This window comes from Knoellia flava TL1 (genome assembly GCF_000768675.1).
GTDB lineage: Bacteria > Actinomycetota > Actinomycetes > Actinomycetales > Dermatophilaceae > Knoellia > Knoellia flava.
The window spans coordinates 16244-33814 of sequence record NZ_AVPI01000087.1 but is presented as its reverse complement, the minus strand read 5'-3'; the positions used below and the strand labels follow the sequence as shown (position 1 = coordinate 33814).

13 protein-coding genes are annotated in these 17571 nt (G+C 73.3%); 4 read left to right on the top strand and 9 right to left on the bottom strand.

Annotated features, from left to right (window positions below; all coding sequences use genetic code 11):
• Positions 1–15 precede the first annotated feature (15 nt).
• From N798_RS16625 to N798_RS16615, 3 genes are read right to left on the bottom strand one after another with little or no spacing between them, the layout of a single operon-like run.
• Complete coding sequence (locus N798_RS16625) at positions 16–1023, bottom strand: DMT family transporter (RefSeq protein WP_052117478.1); 1008 nt, start codon at positions 1021–1023, stop codon at positions 16–18.
• Complete coding sequence (locus N798_RS16620; protein WP_035950897.1) at positions 1023–2024, bottom strand: uroporphyrinogen decarboxylase/cobalamine-independent methonine synthase family protein; 1002 nt, start codon at positions 2022–2024, stop codon at positions 1023–1025. The genes N798_RS16625 and N798_RS16620 overlap by 1 nt, the downstream gene beginning before the upstream one ends.
• Complete coding sequence (locus tag N798_RS16615) at positions 2021–2662, bottom strand: pyridoxamine 5'-phosphate oxidase family protein (protein WP_035950894.1); 642 nt, start codon at positions 2660–2662, stop codon at positions 2021–2023. Before N798_RS16615 ends, N798_RS16620 begins: the two co-directional genes overlap by 4 nt.
• A 79-nt stretch (positions 2663–2741) precedes the next feature.
• On the opposite strand from N798_RS16615, the gene pdxR reads away from it, so the two are divergent.
• Complete coding sequence (pdxR, locus tag N798_RS16610) at positions 2742–4160, top strand: MocR-like pyridoxine biosynthesis transcription factor PdxR (protein ID WP_035951068.1); 1419 nt, start codon at positions 2742–2744, stop codon at positions 4158–4160.
• An 81-nt stretch (positions 4161–4241) separates the two neighbouring features.
• Here the strand turns inward: pdxR and mnmA are convergent, their stop codons facing one another.
• From mnmA to N798_RS16590, 4 genes are all read right to left on the bottom strand, one after another.
• Positions 4242–5360 (bottom strand): tRNA 2-thiouridine(34) synthase MnmA, encoded by a 1119-nt coding sequence (gene mnmA / locus N798_RS16605; protein WP_035950891.1) that lies wholly within the window; start codon positions 5358–5360, stop codon positions 4242–4244.
• Positions 5360–6544, bottom strand: coding sequence for a cysteine desulfurase family protein (locus N798_RS16600; RefSeq protein WP_035950889.1), 1185 nt, complete (start codon positions 6542–6544; stop codon positions 5360–5362). The genes mnmA and N798_RS16600 overlap by 1 nt, the downstream gene beginning before the upstream one ends.
• A gap of 118 nt (positions 6545–6662) precedes the next feature.
• On the bottom strand, positions 6663–7619 hold the full coding sequence (locus N798_RS16595; RefSeq protein WP_035950886.1) for an electron transfer flavoprotein subunit alpha/FixB family protein: 957 nt from the start codon (positions 7617–7619) through the stop codon (positions 6663–6665).
• Between the two features lie 13 nt (positions 7620–7632).
• Positions 7633–8424: an electron transfer flavoprotein subunit beta/FixA family protein gene (locus N798_RS16590; RefSeq protein ID WP_035950883.1), complete on the bottom strand. Its 792-nt coding sequence runs from the start codon at positions 8422–8424 to the stop codon at positions 7633–7635.
• Positions 8425–8647: 223 nt separating this feature from the next.
• Between N798_RS16590 and N798_RS16585 the strand changes: the two genes are divergently transcribed.
• Positions 8648–9265 carry an HAD family hydrolase gene (locus tag N798_RS16585; protein WP_052117476.1) on the top strand — a complete coding sequence of 206 codons (618 nt, stop codon included), beginning with the start codon at positions 8648–8650 and terminating at the stop codon, positions 9263–9265.
• An 85-nt stretch (positions 9266–9350) separates the two neighbouring features.
• On the opposite strand, the gene N798_RS16580 is transcribed toward N798_RS16585, so the two are convergent.
• Positions 9351–10154 carry an enoyl-CoA hydratase/isomerase family protein gene (locus N798_RS16580; RefSeq protein ID WP_035950880.1) on the bottom strand — a complete coding sequence of 268 codons (804 nt, stop codon included), beginning with the start codon at positions 10152–10154 and terminating at the stop codon, positions 9351–9353.
• A complete protein-coding gene (locus N798_RS16575) occupies positions 10154–10678 on the bottom strand; it encodes a T3SS (YopN, CesT) and YbjN peptide-binding chaperone 1 (protein WP_035950878.1) in 525 nt (174 codons plus the stop codon). The genes N798_RS16580 and N798_RS16575 overlap by 1 nt, the downstream gene beginning before the upstream one ends.
• 87 nt (positions 10679–10765) lie before the next feature.
• Between N798_RS16575 and glgX the strand changes: the two genes are divergently transcribed.
• Together glgX and N798_RS16565 are read left to right on the top strand one after the other, a co-directional pair.
• Positions 10766–12931 (top strand): glycogen debranching protein GlgX, encoded by a 2166-nt coding sequence (gene glgX, locus N798_RS16570; RefSeq protein WP_052117475.1) that lies wholly within the window; start codon positions 10766–10768, stop codon positions 12929–12931.
• Positions 12932–13011: 80 nt separating this feature from the next.
• Entirely contained in the window at positions 13012–17514 is a 4503-nt protein-coding gene (locus tag N798_RS16565; protein ID WP_052117474.1) for an FtsK/SpoIIIE domain-containing protein, read from the top strand.
• The last annotated feature ends 57 nt before the right edge of the window (positions 17515–17571 follow it).

Below are 17571 nucleotides of genomic sequence, written 5' to 3'. Positions count from 1 at the left end.
TGGTCGCGGTGCGGGTCAGGCGTGCCGACCGGCCGCTGCGACCTCCGGTGCAGGCGTGGCCACCCGCCGCGCCGGGGCGTTGATGACCGCGGCCGCGGCGAGGACGATGACGAAGCCGACGACCTCCCAGACGCCGAGCGCCTCACCGAGGACGAGCACGCCGAGGAGCACCGAGACGATCGGGATGAGGTAGGTGATCGTCGAGCCGACGACCGGCCCGGCGCCGCGGACGACGTCGAACTGGAGGATGTAGGCCGCGCCGGTGCCGATGATGCCGAGGGCGAGGATGCAGAGCAGCGGCAGCCACGGCCACCCGCCACCGTCGCTGCCCGCCTCGATCGTCGAGGTGCCGAGCCGTGCGGTGTCGTAGGCCCAGATCGACCCGACGCCACCCGGCTGCAGCGCACCCCAGACGAGCGTCACCGGCACCATGAGGAGGCACCCCATGAGCAACGTCGCCGCCGGCTGGCTCAGCCCGCCGAGGTCGGCGCCCGCGAGGAAGCGACGGTTGTAGGTCCAACCGAGCCCGTAGCAGACACCTCCGGCCAGGGCCATGCCGAAGCCGACGAGGTCGGGCCGGGCCGAGGTCCACGGCTGCATGATCGTCACGACCCCCAGGAAGCCGACGACGACCGCGATCACCTTCGGGCGCGTGGCGCGCGCACCGGGCAGGAAGGCCATCGTCGCGAGCACGGTCGCGATCGGCGTCGTCGCGTTGCCGATGCCCGCGAGCGCCGAGCTGACCCGGGTCTCGGAGAGTGCGAAGAGCGTGAAGGGGATCGTCCCGAGCAGCAGGCCGGTGACGATGAGATGCCCCCACACCCACCGCTCGCGCGGCAGCGAGCCGCCGCGCATCCACAGCAAGGTGAGGATCGTCGCGGCACCCGTCACGAGCCGGAGCGCCGCGATCTGCACCGCCGACAGCGACTCGAGCCCGACCTTCATGAGGAGGAAGCTCGAGCCCCAGATGAGGACGAGCGCGAGGTACTTCGCCTGCCACGGAACCTTGGGCACGGGTGACATCAGTCCTGCTCCTTCTCGGTGAGCTCGCGGGCGGTGGCGACCGCCACCCGTGAAACGTCGACGGCCCCCCGGGGTGTGAGCGAGGGCAGTCCGCAGGCCGGGGTCACGGTGACGTCGGCGAGGGTCGCGACCGGCAGCCCGACCCGGGCGAACCCGTCGCGGACCCGTGCGGTCGCCGCCCGCACGGCGTCGGCGGTCGAGGCCGGCGCGCTCGTCGGGACGACGCCGGCCCACAGCCGCGTCCCGGACTCGACGACGCCGGCGACCTGCTCCCAGCGCTGCGGCGAGGCCTCGGTGAGGTCCAGCGCAACGGCGCTGACACCCGTCGATGCAAGGAGGTCGACGGGCGCGGCCGGGTGGCACGAGTGCAGGACGACGTCACCGTCGTGCGCCTCCCGGACCTCCCGTATGCCGGCCGCCACCTCGACGCGCTCGACCGCCCTCACCCGGCCGTAGCCGGAGGCGGTGGGCAGCTCGCCGCGCAGCACCGCGACGACCGACGGCTCGTCGACCTGCACCGTGACGACGGCACCGGGCACGAGGCGCCGCACCTCGGCGACATGGCGGCGCACGCCCTCGGCGAGCGAGGCGACGAGGTCGCGCCGGGCGCCCTCGTCGGTGACGGAGCGCTCGCCCCGGTTGAGTTCGATCGACGCGGCGAGCGTCCACGGACCGGCGATCTGGATCTTGAGCGGGCCGGCATACCCGTCGTAGGCCTCGGCGAGCTCGTCGAGGTCCTGGCGCCAGAGCGAGGTGGCGCGCGCGTGGTCGCGGCCCGGTCGGTCGGTGAAGCGCCAGCCCGACGGCTGGAGGTCGACGGCGAGGTCGGCGAGCAGCGCCGCGGACCGGCCGATGACGTCGGCCCCCGGACCGCGGGCGGGCAGCTCGGGGAGGTAGGGCAGGCCGAGGCCGTCGGCGTCGGTGAGGAGGTCGCGCACCGTGACGATGGCCTCGCGTGCGGACTCCCCCGGCCAGGAGCCGACTCCGGATACGTGTGTCACGCGAGAACTCTCGCACCCGCGAAGTCACGGACCGACGCAGGGACCTCGGCCGCGACGGAGGTCGGCGCGGGCTCCGGCGGGAGGGCGACGGTGCGCAGCTCGACGACCCCGTGCCACGCCTCGGTCGCCTCGTCCGGGGCGCTCGCCGTGCCCGTGCGGGTCTTGGTCAGGTACGCGCCGGCGGTGATCGGCAGCGACATGACGAGGGTCTTGGCCATCTCCTGCCGGGTCATCGGGCGCACCTCGGCGGTGCGACCGGGCAGGATCCGCTCGGACAGCGCGTCGAGCGCCGCCGGTCGCTCGTCGTCGGCCAGCGGCTCGAGGTGTCCGTGGACGACGACGGAGCGGTAGTTCGCCGACGAGTCGAAGGTCGTGTGGCCGACGACGAGCGCGTCGACGGCGACGACCGCGAGCGCGGCCGGTGCGCCGGCGGCGACGTGCCGCAGCGCGCCCGCGCCCGTGCTGCCGTGGAGGAGGACACGGTCATCCTGCCGCGCGAAGAGCATGGGCACGACCCACGGCCGGCCGTCGACGACCGTGCTCAGGGTTCCGGCCAGGACGTCGTCGAGGATCGCGTCGAGGACGGCGCGCTCGGTGCTGCCGCGCTCCTTGTGCCGGTGCAGGGAGAGGTGCGTCATGCAGGCCATCCTCGGCTGCAAGTGGACCTCCATCGAGAACCACTATCGCCACCGGCACAGGACCAGTATCGTCCCTCGCATGCCGCGTTCCGCCCGCCCGGTCGACCTGCCTCTCGTCCTCGACGACGGCGACCGGCCGCTGCGCCACCGGATCGCCGACGCCGTCGTCACACAGCTGCGCGAGGGACGGCTCCGCCCGGGCGACCCCCTGCCCTCGACCCGGGTCCTCGCCTCGGAGCTGCGGGTGTCGCGCGGACCGGTCGTCGCGGCCTACGACGAGCTCGCGTCGGCCGGCTTCATCGAGACACACGCCGGGTCGGGGGCCGTGATCGCCCAGGGCGCCGACCGGGCGGCCCGTGCCGGTGCGCTCTCGTCGGTCGAGCCGATGGCGCCGTGCCGCCCAGCACCCTCCCGGCCCGCGCGTGCGGAGGTGCGCCACGACCTGCGTCCCGGGCGACCGGACATCGGCTTCCTCGACCGCACGGCGTGGCGCCGGGCGTGGCGGCACGCGGCCTCGCTCGTGCCGACCAACGACCTGGACAGCGGCCCCGCGCACACCCGGCTGCGGACGGTCCTCGCCGACCACATCCGGCGCAGCCGTGGCATCGCCGTCGACCCCGACGACCTCCTCGTCACGCCCGGCGTGAGCGCCACCGTCCAGGCACTGCCCGAGGCGCTCTGCCTGCGCGGACGCAGCGTCGCCGTCGAGGACCCGGGTTACGTCGAGGCGTGGACGGCGTTCTCCGACAGCGAATGTCGCGTGCGGGCCCTGCCCGTCGACGACGACGGCCTCGACCCGGCGATGCTGCGCCGCACCGACGCCGCGGTCTACGTCACCCCGTCGCACCAGTACCCCCTCGGAGCCCGTATGCCGGTCGTCCGGCGGACGGCGCTGCTCGACTGGGCGCGGAGCTCGGATGCCCTGATCCTCGAGGACGACTACGACGGCGAGTTCCGCTACGACGTCTCACCGCTGCCCGCACTGCGCTCCCTCGAGGGTGCCGACGACCACGTCCTCTACATGGGGACGGCGTCGAAGATCCTCGTTCCGACCCTGCGCGTCTCTTGGCTCGCGCCCCCACGCCACCTGCGCGACCGCATCCGCACCGAGCTCGAGCGCCGTGGCCTGCTCGTCAACGAGATGACCGGGGAGGCGGTCGCCGAGTTCATCGCCGGCGGCTCCCTGGCGGCACACCACGCCCGCGCCGCCCGCACCTACGCCGCCCGTCGCGCCCGGCTCGTCGACGCCCTCTCCCGCCACCTGCCCCACCACCGGCTCAGCGGCGTCGACGCCGGCCTCCATCTCGTCCTGCTCCTCGGCGACGACGTCGACGACCACGAGGTCGCGATGTCGCTGCTGCGGCACGGCGTCGCGGTCAACCCTCTCTCGGCCTACGCCGTCGAGTCGGACCGTCGCGGACTCGTCATCGGGTATGCCGGCCTGCCCGAGTCGGCTGCCGACGTCGCCGTCCGGGCCCTCGCCTGCGGTCTCCCCTGACCCGTCGCGCTGCTTGCGTCCGCAACTCGACTCCCGCGCACGTCGTCAGCCGAACGGACAGCCTGCTCGGAGCTGCCCGCGTCAGCCGGCGGTGACCCGGGCGCGGTCGGTCGCGGCGATCGTCGCCGACCCGACGACGCGCGTCCCCTCGTAGAGCACGACCGACTGCCCCGGCGCGACGCCGCGCAGTCGTGCGTCGAGCCGCACGTGGACGACCTCGGGGTCGGTGTCGTCGACGCGAGCCCACGCTGCGACCTCCTCGCCGTGCGCGCGCACCTGCGCGCCGACACGGACCTCCGCGGTCGGCGCCGGCCCGCACCAGCGGGCGTGGTCGGCGGTGAGCAGGTCGACGCCGAGGAGGTCGGAGGTGCCGATGAGGACGCGGTTGGTCGGGGCGTCGACGCCGACGACGTAGCGCGGGTCTCCGTCGAGGGCCGACCGGTCGAGCCCCAACCCGCGCCTCTGTCCGACGGTGAAGCCGTAGGCGCCCTGGTGCGTTCCGACGACCTCGCCGCTGCCGGCGTCGACGACCTCACCGGGCTGCTCGCCGAGGTGCTTCGTCAGCCAGCCGCGGGTGTCGCCGTCGGCGATGAAGCAGATGTCGTAGGAGTCCGGCTTCTTCGCGACAGAGAACCCGCGGGCGGCGGCCTCTTCGCGGATCCGCGGCTTCGTCGTGTCGCCGAGCGGGAAGAACGCCCTGGCGAGCTGGTCTGCGTCGAGAACCCCGAGGACGTAGGACTGGTCCTTGTCGGCGTCGACGGCCCGGTGCAGCTCGCGCACGACCTCGCCGTCCGGCGCCACCCGCTCGACGACCTGCGCGTAGTGACCGGTCGCCACCGCGTCGAACCCGAGCGCGAGCGCCTTGTCGAGCAGCGCTGCGAACTTGATCGACTCGTTGCAGCGCAGGCAGGGGTTCGGCGTGCGCCCTGCGGCGTACTCCGCGACGAAGTCGTCCATCACGTCGCGCTGGAACCGCTCGGCCATGTCCCAGACGTAGAACGGGATGCCGAGCCGGTCGGCCACGCGGCGGGCATCGCCTGCGTCCTCGATCGTGCAGCAGCCGCGGGCCGACTCCCGCAGCGTCGCCGCCGAGCGCGACAGGGCGAGGTGCACGCCGACGACCTCGTGACCGGCATCGAGCATCCGGGCCGCGGCCACGGCCGAGTCGACTCCCCCGCTCATCGCGGCGACGACCCGCATCAGGCCGCCCCGCTCGCGCGGCGGGCGCGCTCGACCACCGCCGGCAGCGCCGCAAGGAAGGCGTCGACGTCGGACTCGGTCGACGTGTGGCCGAGCGAGAGTCGCAGCGCCCCGCGCGCCTCCGCCTCCTCGTAGCCCATCGCCAGCAGCACGTGGCTGGGCCGCGGCACGCCGGCCTGGCAGGCGGACCCGGTGGAGCACTCGACCCCGGCGGCGTCGAGGAGGTAGAGCAGCGAGTCACCCTCGCACCCGGGCACGAGGAGGTGCGCGTTGCCCGGGAGCCGCCCGGTCGCGTCGCCGGCGGTCCAGCAGCCGCTCACCGTGATGCCGAGGTCGAGGCCGAGGGCGCCGGTGACGAGCCGGTCGCGCAGGGCCGTGAGCCGGGCGGCCGCAACCTCCTGCTCGGCCACCGCCTCGGTGAGGGCCACCGCGAACGCCCGTATGCCGGCCGCGTCGAGGGTGCCCGAGCGCACGTGCCGCTCTTGCCCACCACCGTGCACGAGGGGCACGAGGGGCGCGTCGCGACGGGCGAGCAGGGCGCCCACGCCGACGGGACCGCCGACCTTGTGCGCCGAGACCGTGAGGAGGTCGGCGCCGCTCTGCGCGAAGTCGACGGGCAGCTGGCCGACGGCCTGCACCGCGTCGGTGTGGAACGGCACGCCTGCCTCACGAGCGACCGCCGCGAGCTCGGCCACGGGCTGGACGGTGCCGACCTCGTTGTTGGCCCACATGACGCTGACGACCGCCACCGAGTCGGGGCCGGCACCGTCGAGGGCGGCGCGGAGGTCGTCGACGGCGATGTGGCCGCAACGGTCGGGCTCGAGCCACGAGACCTCGGCGCCCTGGCGCCGCACGAGGTGCTGGACCGGGTCGAGGACCGCGTGGTGCTCGATGCCGCTGGCCACGAGACGGGTGGCACCCACGGACCGGTGGCGGGCGGCATACGTGCCCTTGACGGCGAGGTTGTCCGCTTCGGTTCCCCCCGAGGTGAAGACGACCTCGGACGGGCGCGCGCCGAGCGCGTCGGCGATCTGCTCGCGGGACTCCTCGACGACGGCACGGGCGGCGCGGCCTGAGGTGTGGAGCGAGGACGGGTTGCCGCCCCGCTGCGCCTGCTCGACCCACGCCTCGCGCGCCGACGTCCGCATGGGGGTCGTCGCGGCATGGTCCAAGTACGCGCTCACGAGCAAATCCTACGTTCGTCCCCCCAGAACGACATGTTGCCCGTTCCAGCGGCTCCCAGCACCGGTGGACGGTGCCGATGACGCGCTGGAACGGGCAACAGGTCGGAGGCGGGGTGGGTCAGCCCTTGGCCTTCTTCACGGCCTCGGTCGCCTGCGGCAGGACGGTGAAGAGATCACCGACGACACCGAAGTCGACGAGCTCGAAGATCGGGGCCTCCTCGTCCTTGTTGACGGCGACGATCGTCTTCGACGTCTGCATGCCGGCGCGGTGCTGGATGGCACCGGAGATGCCCGCGGCGACGTAGAGCTGCGGCGACACCTGCTTGCCGGTCTGGCCGACCTGGTTGCTGTGCGGGTACCAGCCGGCGTCGACCGCGGCGCGCGAGGCGCCGACGGCGGCGCCGAGGCTGTCGGCGAACTGCTCGACCGGGCCGAAGTCGCCACCGGTGCCGCGGCCACCGGAGACGACGATCGCCGCCTCGGTGAGCTCGGGACGACCGGTCGCGGCCTTGGGCTTGGACTCGACGATCCGAACGGCCTTGGCGGCGTCGGAGAGGGTGACGTCGACCTTCTCGACCTCACCGGCGGCCGGGGCCGGCTCGATGGCGACCGAGTTGGGCTTGACCGCGACGATCGCGGTGCCCTTGGTGACGGTCGACGTCACGCTGTAGGAGCCGGCGAAGACCGACTGCGTGGTCTCGACGCCCTCGCCACCGGGCTTGACGTCGACGGCGTCCGTGATGACACCGGACTCCGTGCGGATCGCGAGGCGGGCAGCGATCTCCTTGCCGGCCGCGTTGCTCGGGATGAGCACGGCGAGCGGGGAGGTCTTCTCGACGACCGCGGTGAGGATCTCGACCTGGGGGGCGACGAGGTACTCGAGGGCGTCGGCCGCGTCGTAGACGTAGACCTTGTGGGCGCCGTACTTGGCGAGGGTGACCTGCGCGGTCTCGGCGTTGGGGCCGACGTAGACCGCGGAGGGCTCGCCGAGGCGGCGGGCGAGGGTCAGGAGCTCGGCGGTCGCCTTGCGGATCTTGCCGCTGGCGTGGTCGACGAGGACGAGAACTTCAGCCATGGGTGCGTACTCCTCAGAGGAACTTCTGGGCGGACAGGAACTCGGCGAGCTTGGTGCCACCGTCGCCCTCGTCGGTGACGAGCTGGCCCTGCTCGCGCGGCGGGCGCTTGGCGAACGCGGTCACCTTGGTCCAGGCGGCGTCGAGGCCGACCTGGCCGGCGTCGACACCGAGGTCGGCGAGGGTCCACGTCTCGACCGGCTTCTTCTTCGCGGCCATGATCCCCTTGAACGAGGGGTAGCGCGGCTCGTTGATCTGGTCGGTGACCGAGACCAGAGCCGGCAGGGTCGACTCGATGGTCTCGGACGCGGCGTCGCCGTCGCGGCGGATCGAGACCTTGTCGCCGTCGATGGTCAGCTCGGAGGCGTAGGTGACCTGCGGGAGGCCGAGGCGCTCGGCGAGCATCGCGGGCACGACGCCCATGACGCCGTCCGTCGATGACATGCCGGTGAGGACGAGCTGGGGCGTCTCGCCGCCCGCCGCCTTCTTGACGGCCTCGGCGAGGATGAGCGACGTCGCGGCGGCGTCGGAGCCGTGGATGGCCTCGTCGCTCACGTGGACGGCCTTGTCGGCACCCATCTGCAGCGCCTTCTTGACGGCGGCGACGGCCTGCTCCGGGCCCACGGTGACGACGGTGACCTCGCCCTCACCGGCCTCGGCGAGCTTGAGCGCCTCCTCGACGGCGTACTCGTCGAGCTCCGACAGGAGGCCCTCGACGCCTTCGCGGTCGGTCGTGTTGTCGGCCTCGTTGAAGGTGCGGTCGGACTGTGCGTCGGGCACGTACTTGACGCAGACGACGATGTTCATGCGTGCCTCGTCCTCTTCTCTGGGATGGCTTCCGGACTGGTTACTGGTCCAGGTCCGAGCGTATGCCGGGTGCTCGCCCTCCGAAGAATCCTCCCGGCGTGATGGTGGGCACAGCCCCACCACGGACTGCCCGGGAGATTGCCCGACGCCGAAAGCCCTCCCGACCGGGGGAGTGAGAGACCATCGACTCGTCAGGTACCCGAAGAAGCCGGGAGGCGAGACGGTGATCACCGCGTTGCTTCTCGACCTCGACGGCGTGCTGCGGATCTGGGACTCCGCGCTCACCCCCTCGGTCGAGACGGCATACGGGTTGCCTGCGGGTGCCCTCGCCGCGGCGGCCAGCGCGCACGGAGGGCTCGACCGCGCGCTCACCGGCGACCTCGACGACCGGGCGTGGCGCGACTCGGTCGCCGACGAGATCGTCAGCGGCCACGGGGAGCAGGCGAGGGCCGCCGTCGAGGAGTGGATGAGCCCGTCCGGGAGCGTCGACGCCGAGGCCCTCGCCGTCGTGCGCCGGGCCCGGTCGCGGGTGCGGGTCATCCTCCTCGTCAACGCGACGAGCCGGCTCGAGGCGGACCTCGAGCGGCTCGGCCTCACCGACGAGGTCGACGGGTGGGTGTGCAGCGCGGACATCGGCCTCGCCAAGCCCGACCCCGACGTCTTCAGCCGGGCCGCCCTGCGGACGCAGCTCCTCTTCAGCCAGATGGCCTACGTCGACACCTCGCGCGCGAGCATCGCGTCGGCCGAGATCCTCGGGATCCGCGCGCACCTCTACGAGGGCGTCGAGGGCCTCGAGGAGTTCGTCGAGGAGATCGTCCAGTCGACCAAGGTGCACTGCTGACCCATCCGGCCGAGCCCCGCACGAAGGACGTGCCCGGAACGCCCGTCAGGACGCCCCGGGCACGTCGCTGCCCGTCGGTGGTGGGTCAGGCTCCCTCGAAGGTCGCCTTGCCGGGTCCGTTCTCGATGAACGAGCGCATGCCGGCGTCACGGTCCTTCGTCGCGAAGACCGAGGCGAAGAGCAGCCGCTCGATCTCGAGCCCGCTCTGCAGGTCCACCTCGAGACCGGAGTCGATCGCCTCCTTGGCCGCGCGGATCGCGTAGGCCGGCCCGCCGGCATACTTCTTCATCATGTCCTTGGCGGCAGCGAGGACGGCCTCCGAGCCCCGCTCACCGGGATCGACGACCGCGTCGACGAGGCCAATCGCGAGCGCCTCGTCGGCGTCGACGAAGCGGCCGGTGAAGATGAGGTCCTTGGCCTTGGCCGGGCCGACGAGACGGGCGAGGCGCTGGGTGCCGCCGGCGCCGGGGATGACGCCGAGGAGCACCTCAGGCTGGCCGAGCTTGGCGTTGCTCGCCGTGATGCGGAAGTCGCACGCCAGGGTGACCTCGCAGCCCCCGCCGAGGGCATAGCCGGTGATCGCGGCGACCGTCGGCTTCGGGATCCGCGCGAGCGCGCGGGTGAAGTCCTGGAAGAGTTGCGAGTGGTCGACCATGTCGGTGTAGGACCAGTCGGCCATCTGCTTGATGTCGACGCCGGCGGCGAAGACCTTCTCGCCGCCGTAGACGATGACGGCGGAGACGTCCTTGCGCTCGGTGGCCTCCTCCGCGGCGGCGATGATGCCGCGCTGGACGTCGGCGTCGAGCGCGTTCATCGGCGGGCGGTCGAGCCGGATGACGCCGATGCCGTCCTCGACCTCGAGGCGCACGACCGGGGCCGCCGACGACATCAGCTGCCCTGGCCGGGGGTGGAGCCGTTGGCGTCGGGGCCGGACTGACCGCCGTCCTGGTCGGCCTGCGTCTGGGAGCCCTGTCCGGGCTCGAGGCCGAGCGCGCGCTCGTGCCACAGCTGGACCGCCGAGAGGATGATCGACGTGCTCACCTGCACGAGCGTGGCGACGTCGGCGCCCTGGACGACGAGGTGCTCGCTCGTGACGACGAGGGTGTTGTTGGCGACGCCGGTCTTGACGCAGTTGAGCGAGAGGTTGACCTCGTTGCACGTCGCGGACACCTTCTCGGCGTCGCTCGCCACCTCCTCGGGCAGGGTCCACTGGCCGAAGACGCGCATGACGGGCAGGTCGCCCTCGGTGACGCGCACGAAGATCGTCTGGTCGTTGGCCTGGTAGGCCACGTCGCCGTCGGTGTCGATGTTGGGCTGGGCGCCGGCGTCGACGAGGACGTCGAGGACGCGACCGCGCAGGGGGTGCTCGTTCGCCGGCGGCGGGAAGTTCGGGAGGGAGGTGGGATCACTCATGGGTCCACCTTGTCACGGCCTGCGGACGACTCGCGCGGGAGGACTGGACGCTGCGGCCGGGTGGTGGTGGTCAATAGGCTGCCGGGCATGACGCCCGTGACGTCCGCTGCCGCCGCCCCCTCGCTGCGGGTCGCCCCCGACCTGCCGCCGGCCCCGGGCGTCACCCTCCACGACGGCGGGATCGAGGTCTGCGTCTACGCCGGGCACGCCGACTCCGTCGAGCTGTGCCTCTTCGACACCGGGGACTCCGAGGGCGCGAGCGAGCGTCGAGTGCCGCTCGTCGACCATGCCCACGGATGGTGGTTCGGGTTCGTGCCCGACGTCGGGGTCGGCCAGCGCTACGGCTTCCGGGTCGGTGGCGCCTGGGATCCCGAGCAGGGCATGCGGCACAACCCGGCCCAGCTGCTCATGGACCCCTACGCGCGCGCCATCGAGGGTGAGGTCCGTTGGGGCCCGTCGGTCTTCGGCCACGTCGTCGACGACGAGGAGTGGCGCGGCGACGGCACGGCGCCGTCGGACACGGACTCGGCCCCCGACATGCCGCGCTCGGTCGTCGTCGACCCGTCCTTCGACTGGGGCGACGACGTGCCGCCGGCCACGACCCGCAGCGAGACGGTCATCTACGAGACCCATGTCGTCAACCTCACGAAGACCCTCCCGGGGGTGCCCGAGGAGCTTCGGGGGACGTATGCCGGTCTCGCCCACCCAGCGACCGTCGAGTACCTCGTCGGGCTGGGCGTCACGGCCATCGAGCTGCTGCCGGTGCACGCCTTCGCCTCGGAGCCGTTCCTCGTGCGCAAGGGGCTGGCCAACCACTGGGGCTACAACACCCTCGGCTTCTTCGCCCCGCACGCGCCCTATGCCGCGGCGACCGACCCGCAGGGCGTCGTGGACGAGTTCAAGGGCATGGTCAAGCTGCTCCACGCCGCCGGCCTCGAGGTCCTCCTCGACGTCGTCTACAACCACACCGCCGAGGCCGACGGCACCGGTCCGACGCTCTCGTTCCGCGGGCTCGACAACCGGGCCTACTACCGCCTCGACGAGCGCGGGCGCGACATCGACGTCACCGGCACGGGCAACACGCTCGACCTGCGCCACCCCGTGATGTGCCGGCTCGCGCTGGACTCGCTGCGCTACTGGGTGCAGGAGTGCCACGTCGACGGCTTCCGGTTCGACCTGGCCGTCGCGCTCGGCCGCGGCCGCACCGACGAGTTCGACCCCGACCACCCCTTCCTCGTCGGCATGCGCACCGACCCGGTCCTCTCCCGCACCAAGCTCATCGTCGAGCCGTGGGACGTCGGCATGCACGGCTGGCGCACCGGCCAGTTCCCGCCGCCCTTCTCGGAGTGGAACGACCGCTTCCGGGACTCCGTGCGTGACTTCTGGCTCGGCGACCACCGGTCGTCGGGGCCGGGCCAGGTCGCGCACGGCGTGCAGGACCTCGCCACCCGGCTCGCCGGGTCGCGTGACCTCTTCGGCACCCGCGACCGCGGCCCCACAGCCTCGGTGAACTTCGTCGCCGCCCACGACGGGTTCACGCTCGCCGACCTCACGGCATACGACGAGAAGCACAACGAGGCCAACGGCGAGGAGAACCGCGACGGCTCGAACGGGAACCGGTCGTGGAACCACGGGGTCGAGGGGCCGACCGACGACGAGGACCTGCTGGCGCTGCGGCGGCGGTCGATGCGCAACCTGCTCGGGACGCTCCTGCTGTCGTCGGGGATCCCGATGATCAACGCCGGCGACGAGCTCGGGCGCAGCCAGGGCGGCAACAACAACCCCTACAACCAGGACAACCCGACGACATGGTTCGACTGGGACCTCGAGCCGTGGCAGGAGGACCTGCTCGCGACCACCAAGCACCTCATCGCGATCCGCCGCGAGCACCCGGCGCTGCGCCAGCGAACCTGGGCCGAGGGCAAGGAGGTCCACGCGGACGGGTCGATCGACCTCGCGTGGTACGCCGCCGACGGTGAAGCGATGCGCGACTGGTCGGCCCCCGGCCAGCGAACGCTCCAGATGCTCGTCAACGGCGCGTGGCTCGGGCACGAGTCGGTGCTCGTCGTCCTGCACGGCGGACGCGAGGAGCAGCCGGTCGTGCTGCCGAAGGCGCCGGGGCTCTCCGCGTACCGCCTGCTCTGGGACAGCGTCTGGAAGCGACCCGAGCACACCGAGCCGACCCCGGCCGGCGAGGAGGTCGCCATGGCGCCCTTGAGCATGCGCGTGTATGCCGTGACCGACCCGACCTGAGGCTGCTCGCGTTCGCGTCGTCGCGCGGTGGCTGTGGAAAAGCCTGCGGCGGTTTCTCGGCTTCTTCCTAGCCTCTCGGCATGGAGACCGCCGTCGAGCTCGACCTGACCGTCCTGCTGCCCACACGTCGTGGCGACGCCGTCGACGTCAGGGTGGCGGTGCCGGCCGGGACGACGCTCGCGGAGGTCCTGCCGCTGCTCGCGGACACCCTCGGGACCGACGTCGGGCGGGTGACCTCGCGGGGCGTCGAGGTTGCGGCGACGTCGCTCCTCGGCGTTCCCCCGCTGCTGCACGGCGCGACCCTCGTCCTCGGGGAGCCACCCGGCCCGGCGACGACCCCGGCCACCCCCACCGACCTCGTCGTCGTCGGCGGCCCCGACGCCGGGAGGCGCCACGCGCTGCCCCGGGACGGGCTCGTCGTCGGGCGCGCGGCCGGCCTCGGGCTCAGCCTCGACGACGAGCGTCTCAGCCGTCGCCATGTGTCGATCACGCCTTCTGACAACGGTTTTCGCATCACCGACCTCGGCTCGACGAACGGCACACGCTGCGGTGACACGACACTGAGCACCGAGTCGGACGAGGCCCTCGTCGACGGCAGCGACCTCGTCTCGGTCGGGTCGTCGCTGCTCCGCCTCGACCGCGCGGGCGGAGCGTGCGCCCCCACGCGCCCGGACGGCGCCGGCCGGCTCGCCGTCAACCGGGCTCCGCGCACGCTCCCGCCCGAGGTCGCGTCGACCGTCCGCTCCCCCACCCCGCCGAGCGCCCCGCGTCGCGTGCGCATCCCGTGGCTGGCGGCCCTGCTGCCCCTGCCGTTCGCGGTGCTGCTCGCGGTCGTCGTCGGTCCGCAGATGCTCGCCTTCGCCCTCCTCTCGCCGCTCATGGTGGTCGGGTCCGTCGTCACCGACAGGTTCGGTTCCCGACGCGACCACGCCCGAGACGTCGCGGCGCACGAACGTCTCCTGGCCGAGCGACGGTCGGAGCTCGACCGCTTCCTCGCCCTCGAACGGCGGCAGCGCTGGCACTCCGGGCTGGACCCCGCCCTTCTTCTCGCGGTCGCCGGTGGCCCCGGCACGCGGCTGTGGGAGCGGAGGCCGAACGCCTCCGACTTCGGCCGCATGCGGGTCGGGGTCGGCGAGCTGCCGGCCCGCACGGCATGGGCTCCGGCACAGGGCGACCTGGAGCACCCGCTGCTGCGGGACCTGCCCGTCGAGGTCGACCTCGACGGTGTCGGAGGTCTCGGCGTCGCCGGCCCCGCCCGAGAGGTCGAGGCCGTCCTGCGGCACCTCGTGGGCCAGCTCGCCACCCTGCACTCGCCTCGCGACCTCCGGCTCGTCGTCCACGAACCGACCGGCGCCACCGCCCTCGGTTGGGCGAGATGGCTGCCGCACACCACGGCATACGGGTCGGTCGAGAGGTGCGTCGGCGTGGTTCGGGAGCTCGTGGCGAGACGCGAGGAGGAGCGCGAGCGCGGGGGGTCCGTGGCCGGTCCGCGGGTGGTCGTCGTGCTCTCCGGTGCCGACGACGCCGACCCCGAGCTGCTCGACCTCCTCGAGCGTGGCCGCGACCTGGGCGTGCGCTGTCTCGTCGGGGCCGGGCACGTCGGCGCCCTTCCCGGCTCGTGCCACGCGGTGGTCGGGCTCGGGCAGGGTGTCGACGGGTCCGCACGGCTCGACGTCGACGGGGCCGAGCCCGTACTCTCGTTCGTCCCCGACCTCGTTGGATCGTGGTGGGGCGAGCGCATCGGGCGGGCGCTGGCGCCCCTCGTCGACACCTCCGGCGGTGGCGAGGCGCTGCCCGACGTCGTCGACCTGCTCGACCTCGTCGGCTGGCTGGACGGCGGCTCGGCACGGGCAGGGTCCCTCGACGCGGTCGACGACGTCGTGGCGCACTGGCGCTCCGGCAACGGCCGACCGGTGGCCCGGCTGGGTCGTCGGGCGGGTGGCGAGTGGGTCGTGGACCTCGCGAGCGACGGCCCCCACGTGCTCGTCGGTGGCACGACCGGGTCGGGCAAGTCCGAGCTGCTTCGGACCCTCGTCACGTCGCTCGCCCTCGAGTGCTCGCCCGAGGACATGTCGTTCGTCCTCGTCGACTACAAGGGCGGTTCGGCGTTCGGCGAGTGCGCCGACCTGCCGCACACCGTGGGGTCGGTGACGAACCTCGACGAGGGGCTGGCGGCCCGGGCGCTCGTCAGCCTCGAGGCCGAGATCACGCGGCGCGAACGGGTCCTCGCCGAGGCCGGTGCGCGCGACTACGACGACTACCACCGGACGGCCGGCTCGGACTCGGGTTCGAGGTCGTGCTCGGGCTCGGGCTCGGGCTCGGGCTCGAGGGCGCCGCTCCCGCGGCTCGTCATCGTCGTCGACGAGTTCCGGCTGTTGGCCGAGGAGCTCCCCGACTTCGTCGACGGCGTCGTCGCCCTCGCCGCAGTCGGGCGGTCGCTCGGCGTCCACCTCGTCCTCGCGACGCAGCGTCCGGCGGGTGCTGTCACCCCCGACATCGCCGCCAACGTCAACCTTCGCATCGCCATGCGGGTGCGGGACGCGGCCGACTCCCACGACGTCGTCGGCGCCGCCGACGCCGCCCTCATCTCGCCCCAGACGCCCGGTCGGGGCCTCGCCCGTGGCGGCGACGGCTACCTCGTCGAGTTCCAGGCCGCTCGGGTCGGGGGCGCGAGTGAGCACGCAGGGATACAGGTCTGTGTCCTTGGCGCCGACGGGGAGCCGACGGGGCTCGTCGTGCGCGGTCCGGGCGCCGGGGAGGCCGACGGGCTGGTCGGTCGGCGCCGTGCCGCCGACGGATCCGACGTGGACGACGAGCCCGACTCGGGTCTGGCACCACTCGTGCGACTCCTGCGGACCGCCGCCTCCACGACCGGCATGCCCTCTCCGCACCGCCCCTGGCTGCCCCCGCTGCCCGAGTGCGTCGACCTGGCCCGGGTCGGAGCGGACCGCCTCGGGCTCGTGGACCTGCCCTCGAAGCAGCGACAGGAGGTCCTGACGCACACGGGCGAAGGGCACTGGCTCGTCGTCGGAGGTCCGCGGTCGGGCCGGACAGCGGCGCTGCGGACGGTGCTCGCCGCCCACCTCGCCGAGCCCGGCCCGAGGCACGCCTGGGTCCTCGACACGACGGGGGAGCTCGCCGACCTCGAGGCTCTGCACCAGGTCGGGGCGGTCGTCCACGCCGCCGACGGCTCTCGCGTGCGCCGCCTTCTCACCGCATTGCGTGCTCGAGGTTCTTCGGCCGGGGACGCGACCCCGCCCGGGCTGCTCCTCGTCGACGGGTGGGAGCGCCTCGACCCCACACCGGACCTCGGACTCGGTGGGCTGCAGGACGACCTCCTCGACCTGCTGCGCGGTGGCGATCCGACCCTGCGCGTCGTCGTCACCGGGGACCGCAGCGCCCTCTCGAGCCGGCTCGGCTCCGTCGTCACGGAGACGCTGCTGCTTCCCCTCGCCGACCCGGCCGACGCGACGTATGCCGGCCTCTCCCGGCGCGACCTTCCCTCCAGCCGTGCGCCCGGACGGGCACTGCGGCTGCGCGACCGGGTCGAGGTCCAGCTCGCGCTCCGCGACCCGGTGGCCGAGGCCGTCGGATCCGTCGCGGCAGTGCCGGATGCAGCGAGCGACGTGCCCTTTTCCGTGCCCAGGCTTCCTGCGCGCATCGACCGCGCCGAGCTGGCCGTCGTGCCCTGGCCTGCCGCCGGACCAGAGGCACTGGTGGTGGGTCTCTCGGCGGACACCGGCGGTGCCGCCCTCCTCGACCCGGCCCGGGACGGGCGCCGGATCCTCGTCGCCGGCCACCCGCGGACGGGCCGTTCGACGACCCTCGCGACGATTGGTGTCGCAGCCGTGGAGGCCGGGCGCGTCGTCGCCGTCGTCGAGGGGCCTGGCGGGTCGGTGGCTTCCGCCATCGAGTCAGCGGCGGACGTGAGTGGAGGTGCGGCGGGCGCCATGGAGACGGGCACGGGGTCGGGCACGGCGGCCGGCACGGAGACGGGCATGGAGTCGGGCACGGAGACGGCCACGGAGGCGGGCACGGCGAATGCGGGCGCTCTCGGAGAGGGCCGCTGCCTCCGCATCGACCCGTGGGACCCGCGGTCCCTCGTCGCGGCGCGACGCACGCACCCCGACCTCGTCGTCCTCGTCGACGACGCCGACCGCCTCGAGGGCACCCCCGTCGAGGCGCCCCTGCTCGAGCTGACCTCGCTCGTGGACCGCGTCGGCGGGCTCGTCGTCGCCTCCTGCACCATCACCTCCGTCGCGGCCCAGTTCCGCGGCGTCGTCCCCGCGGTGGCCCGGGCCCAGAGTGGTCTGCTCCTCGCGCCGCGCACACCGGGAGACGGCGAGGTGTTCGGCATCAGCGCACCGCGTGGGACGGCACCCGTGCCGGGGCGCGCCCTCCACGTGAGCGGCCGCGAGGCTCGGGAGCTCCAGGTCGGCACGGTCTCGCTCCGGACTGCGGACCGCACGTGCCGGAACGTCTGCGGCAGGCCGCTCGTTGCCCCTGACGGAAGCCGTTCGCGGCGCAGCGGCGTCCCAGATTCTGCGGTTCTGACCCTGTCCAAATTGGGTAGCGGGGTCTAGACTGGCACTTCGGACGTCTGCGTGTTGACGTCCGATGGTTTGCAAGGGCGCAACCTC